This window comes from Intrasporangium sp. (assembly GCF_036566125.1).
Lineage (GTDB): Bacteria > Actinomycetota > Actinomycetes > Actinomycetales > Dermatophilaceae > Intrasporangium.
Map to the genome: position 1 here is coordinate 1 of NZ_DATCWX010000321.1, position 5,244 is coordinate 5,244.

Genomic DNA, 5,244 nt, shown 5'->3' on the forward strand with positions numbered 1-5,244 from the left:
GTCTGGAGGTTTCCGGCGAGGTCGGTGAAGTCGAGCTCGAGGCCGTGGGCGTCGTCCTCCCACTGGTCCTTACCGCTGTCGATGATCACGAGCCCGGGGCGCAGGTCGACCAGCAGCGGGAAGCCCGTGTCGTCGGCCAGCGCCGCTGCTGCGGCGGCCAGGTCACGCTGCTGCGTCGGCGAGGTGATGCGGTAGCACGCCATCGCGCTGAACACCGCCTGCCAGTCGGCTGTCCCGATCCTCTCGCCGAGCGCCGCGCCCGGCACCAGGTCGACCTCGTTGCCGTCGGGGTCGGTGTGACAGACCCCGAACGGTCCCGAAGCCTCACCAAGACTCGCCTGCTCGACGGCCGCGGCCGGCCGCACGACGTCGAGGTGGATGCGGTTTCGCAACGGCCGTGGCTCGTTCGACTGCCGGATCCGTATCGCGGGGTCGCGCCGCAACGGATCTGCCAAACCGCCGTCCTCCCCAGGTGCGTAGTCCAGCACTCGCTGCCAGAACCGCCTCACCACAGACGGATTCGCCGATTCGAAAACGACGCTCAGCTGCTGCAGCACGGCAGGATTCGCGGCCAGCCCGAGATCCCGCGCGGCCGCCGACACCGCCTCGGCGTGCTCGTCCGAGTCGAGGCGCACCCGCATGCCGGTCGCGCGCAGGTCGACCACGATCTCGGCCGACAGCTCCACGATGCGCCCGGCCAGCGCAGCCCCCTCGATCAGCGAAGGCGCGTCGAACCATGCCGTCGCAACGCCATCGATGACCCGCCAATCCGTTCCGATCTCTGTCCTGCCCGGCACTGTTGAGCCCATTTCCGACGCTCTCCTTCCGCCTATGAACATGTCCCGGCCGGGGCATTGGTGGACGCCTTCGGTGCTTCTTTCTCGTCGGCCAGGAGCAGGTCGCGGCTCGCCGGCACGAGCCTGCGGAACGCGCTGGCCAACTCTACGCCCGGAAAGCAGCGACGCTCAGGCTTGGCCACGCACGCGGGGGTCAGCGCCGGTGCAGCGAATGAGAAGAGATCACCGCCGCTACCGCAGTTGGTCGCGGCGGCGCGTGAGGTAGGCCGTCTCGGCGGTGTTGCCCGCCAGCTCGATTGCCTTGTCGTACGCCGCACGTGACTCCTGGCTGCGGCCCAGCCGGCGGAGCAGGTCGGCGCGGGTCACGTGGTAGGCGTGATACCCGGACAAGCGGTCCCCAAGGTCGTCGACCATCGCCAGGGCCACCTCGGGGCCGTCGAGCTCGCCGATCGCGACAGCCCGGTTGAGGGCGATGATCGGTGAGGAGTCGATGCGCAGGAGCTGGTCATAGAGAGCGGCGACCTGCGACCAGTCCGTGTCGCGTACGTCGCGCGCGGAGGTGTGCACCGCGTTGATCGCCGCCAAGATCTGGTAGCGGCCCGGAGCCACCCCAGCGGCCAGGCGCTCACGAACCAGCCGGTGACCCTCGGCGACCAGAGCCGCGTCCCAAGCCCCACGATCCTGCTCGGCGAGAGGAACGAGCTCGCCGCTCGCCGAGATCCGGGCGGTCCGGCGGGCCTCGGTGAGGAGCATCAGCGCCAGCAGCCCGGCCACCTCACCATCCTCTGGCAGCAGGACACGGATCAGTCGAGTCAGCCGGATCGCCTCGGCGGTCAGGTCATGACGGACGGGATCGGTGTCCGGCCCGGTCGCCAGGTAACCCTCGTTGAAGACCAGGAAGAGGACGGCGAGCACGCCGGACACACGCACAGGGAGGTCGTCCGCAGACGGCACCCGATACGGGATGCGGGCCGCCTTGATCTTGGCCTTCGCACGGGTGATCCGCTGCCCCACAGTGCTCTCCTGCGCGAGAAAGGCGCGGGCTATCTCGGCGACGCTCAGCCCGCCGACCATGCGCAACGTCAGCGCCACGCGGGCCTCCATCGCCAGCGCGGGGTGACAGCAGGTGAAGATCAGCCGGAGCCGCTCGTCATCGATGGCTCCGAGAGGCTCAGGTGGGCCGTCTTCGGACAGCATCCGAGCCTCCCACTGCTTGTCGTCGCGCTTCTTCTCGCGCCGGATCCGGTCGATGGCCTTGTGGGTCGCGGTGGTGGTCAGCCAGGCGCCGGGGTTGGGGGGTACGCCGCCAGACGGCCACCGCTGGACCGCTACCGCGAACGCCTCTGCGGCCGCCTCCTCGGCGATGTCGAGGTCACCGAAGCGCCGCGTCAGGGTCGCGACCAGGCGAGCCCACTCCTGCTGGTGGGCCCGAGTGACCGCCTCCCCGACGTCGACCACGCTCACAGGAACGGTCGCACCTCGACCTTCCGATTGCAGGCCTTCGACCCCGCCGCAGCGAGCTTGAGCGCCACGTCGAGATCAGGGGCCCGCATGATCCAGAAGCCGGCCAGGTATTCCTTCGACTCGAGAAAGGGCCCGTCGGTGACTATCGCCTCCGCGCCGCGGTTGTCGATGACGGTGGCCGAGCTCGGCGCTGCCAACCCACCGGCGAAGACCCAATGGCCCTCGGCCTCGAGCCGGCGGTTGAACTCGTCGATGGCCGACATCTCGTCGGACGTGGCCGAGTTGGTCCTGTCGTCAATCACGGAAACGAAGTACTGCATCGCGGGTCAACTCCTGTGGTCGTGGGGCGCCCGTCCGGGCTGCCACTCACCCCTCCTACGAACGCCACCGCCCCGATCCGACACCACAGGTCAGGATCCGCCGCCTCCTGCGGCCGACGCAGCGGATGAGCTGGCCGCGATGATGGCGGCGTTCGTGCTGTCGATGGCCTGCCGGACCGCCTTGGCAGCCCAATCCCCTTGGGCAATCCGCTTGGCGCTCGCCTTCATCTCAGGCTCGGACACCCCGACCGAGGAAGGTGCCATGACCTTGTGGACCGCCCTCAGCGCGAGCAGGAGCGAGATGAGTGCACCCGTCCTCGGATCCGACGTCCTGCCATCGCGGAGGGCCGAAGCGATTCCGGCACGGACCGACGCCTCATGGTTGGCGTTCTCTGCTGGCCACCGGTCGGTCGGGAAGATGCCGAGGACCCGACCCTTCTCCGCACGCAGGACACCATCCTCGACGAGACGCCCATAGAGCGTGGCCCGCACGCCCTTCCCAAGCCTCGCCACGACGCTCTTGGGCTTTTTGCCCTCCTTCTCGCCAATGGTGGCGAGGGCCTCGTCGAGCACGGCGTCGCCCGTGGGCGTGGAATCTCTGACGACAAGTCGCCCTTCGCGCACCGTCTCACCCGGGTCTGCGACATCGACGCGCCCCATGAGGGTGAGGTCGACCAGCACGGCGCCGCCGAGCGCCACGTCCACCTTGGTGCCCGACTTTGCCAACTTGCCGGTGTCGTCGTTCGTCAGCAGCAGCAGCAGGTCTTCGGCGAGGAGCATGCATCCAACCTAGCCCTCGCGTGTGGCAACGGGTGGTGCGAAGCCAGCCCAGCGGCATACGACAATCACTGTGGCCGTATGCCGCTGAGCTCGCTCGCGCTCGGAACGCACCCTCACGCTGGGGCTGAGTTGGTCAGGCGGGTGGCTCGAGCACGGCCAGCACCGTCGAGGTGACGAGCTCCCGCGCCTGGTCGGCCTGGAGCTCTCCGCGGTAGACCGCGTCGACCGCGCCGTGGAGCAGGCTCTGCATCGCCATCACCTGCCAGGAAACGGGCGCGTCCGTCCGGAAGGCGCCCTGCTTGCGGCCCTTCATCAGCAGCTTCTCGACACGGGCCGCAGGCACCTCGTGGAGCGCCCGGAACGTCGCTGACGGGAGGTCTTGCTGGGCCGCGACGACGAGCGCGCCGAAGCGGTGCGTCAGCTCCCACGTCACCGAGACGAGGCGGGCCATCGCGTCTCGTACGTCGCCGGAGAGGTCCACCCCGCGCAGGTCGGCATCCGTCTGGCGAATCGCCCGCTCGACCACCGCCTCGATCAGAGCGGCCCGGGACTCGTAGTGCCCGTACAGGGTCACGCGGCCCACCCCCGCGGCCCGGGCGATGTCCTTGATGCTCACGTCGGGGTCGCGGGCCAGGCACTCCGTGGCCGCGTCGAGGATCGCTGCGCGGTTGCGAACCGCGTCCGCCCGACGTGTCGGCGCCTGTTCGGCCGCTGCGTCAGTCATGGCAGGGAATCTCCTCCGAAAATAAGTTGAACAGAAGTGTACACGTTCCCTATTTTGCAACTTGAACACCCGCGTTCGACTTATGGAGCGAAGCATGTCAACGACGGACGAAACCCGCGACACCCCAGTTACTTCCCCCCACCCAATGCGTTGGCGAGCCCTCGGCCTGCTCGCCGTGGCCAATCTCATGCTCATCCTCGACGTCACCGTCGTGGCCGTCGCGATGCCGCAGCTCGGTGCGGAGCTGGGCATGAGCCGCGATGCCCTGACCTGGGTGATGAGCGGCTACACGCTGGCCTTCGGAGGCCTGATGCTGACCGGCGGTCGGCTCGCCGACCTCGTGGGTCCTCGGCGGATCGTGCTCACCGGGCTGGGTCTGTTCACCCTTGCCTCCCTCGTCGCCGGACTGGCCACGGGGCCAGGCATGATCATCACGGCCCGGGTCGGCCAAGGCGTCGGGGCCGCACTGATGTCACCCGCCGCGCTGTCCCTCGTCGTGCGGCTCTTCGACGGTGAGGAGCGGAACCGGGCCCTGGGCATCTGGTCGGCTCTCGGTGGAGTCGGCGCAGCGCTCGGGGTGCTCCTCGGAGGGCTCATCACTGCCGGCCCGGGCTGGGAGTGGGTGTTCCTCGTCAACCTGCCTGTCGGTGCGGTGGTCCTGGTGGCGCTGCCGCGGGTGCTGCCGTCGATGCCTGCCCCCACGACGGGTGGGCGCCTCGATCTTGTTGGGGCCGCTCTCGTCACAGCGGCGTCCGGGCTGCTGATCTACGCGTTCATCGACGCAGGTGACAGCGGTTGGACGTCGCCGCGGTTTCTCGCGCTGCTGACCCTCAGCCTCGTGTTGTACCTCGGCCTGGCCGTCTGGCTGAGCCGGGCCACGCATCCCTTGGTCGACCCGAGGCTGGTCGCCCGCCCACCGGTGCTCGCGGGAGCGTTCCTCCTCTTCGTGGGGACGGCGATCATGGTTGCCGTCTTCTTCCTCGGGACGTTCTTCCTGCAGGAGGCTGCGGGACACGGGCCCCTGACGACTGGGCTGCTGTTCCTGCCCGTGGCCGTCGCGACGATGATCGGCGCGCAGTTGGCCGGACGGACCATCGGTCGACTGGGTGCGCGTTCGCTGGCCGTGTCCGGTCTGCTCATCGCCGCGGCGGGCCTGCTC

6 protein-coding genes are annotated in these 5,244 nt (G+C 69.1%); 1 reads left to right on the forward strand and 5 read right to left on the reverse strand.

Going from position 1 to position 5,244, the window contains the following annotated elements:
* From VIR15_RS19325 to VIR15_RS19345, 5 genes are all read right to left on the reverse strand, one after another.
* The coding region (locus VIR15_RS19325; protein ID WP_331930774.1) for a VOC family protein at window positions 1-809 on the reverse strand (809 nt) is incomplete at its 3' end.
* A 219-nt stretch (window positions 810-1,028) separates the two neighbouring features.
* Window positions 1,029-2,255: an RNA polymerase sigma factor gene (locus VIR15_RS19330; RefSeq protein ID WP_414654986.1), complete on the reverse strand. Its 1,227-nt coding sequence runs from the start codon at window positions 2,253-2,255 to the stop codon at window positions 1,029-1,031.
* Window positions 2,256-2,257: 2 nt separating this feature from the next.
* A complete protein-coding gene (locus tag VIR15_RS19335) occupies window positions 2,258-2,581 on the reverse strand; it encodes a YciI family protein (protein ID WP_331930778.1) in 324 nt (107 codons plus the stop codon).
* Between the two features lie 90 nt (window positions 2,582-2,671).
* Window positions 2,672-3,361 carry a GOLPH3/VPS74 family protein gene (locus tag VIR15_RS19340; protein WP_331930780.1) on the reverse strand — a complete coding sequence of 230 codons (690 nt, stop codon included), beginning with the start codon at window positions 3,359-3,361 and terminating at the stop codon, window positions 2,672-2,674.
* Between the two features lie 133 nt (window positions 3,362-3,494).
* Complete coding sequence (locus tag VIR15_RS19345) at window positions 3,495-4,085, reverse strand: TetR/AcrR family transcriptional regulator (RefSeq protein ID WP_331930782.1); 591 nt, start codon at window positions 4,083-4,085, stop codon at window positions 3,495-3,497.
* 94 nt (window positions 4,086-4,179) lie between these two features.
* Here VIR15_RS19345 and VIR15_RS19350 point away from each other — a divergent pair.
* A partial coding sequence (locus VIR15_RS19350; RefSeq protein ID WP_331930784.1) for an MFS transporter occupies window positions 4,180-5,244 on the forward strand: 1,065 nt, incomplete at its 3' end.

Coding starts and splice junctions, on each gene's coding strand:
- VIR15_RS19345 (WP_331930782.1), bottom strand. CDS start 4,085: ATGACTGACGCAGCGGCCGAACAGGCGCCGACACGTCGGGCGGACGCG.
- VIR15_RS19340 (WP_331930780.1), bottom strand. CDS start 3,361: ATGCTCCTCGCCGAAGACCTGCTGCTGCTGCTGACGAACGACGACACC.
- VIR15_RS19335 (WP_331930778.1), bottom strand. CDS start 2,581: ATGCAGTACTTCGTTTCCGTGATTGACGACAGGACCAACTCGGCCACG.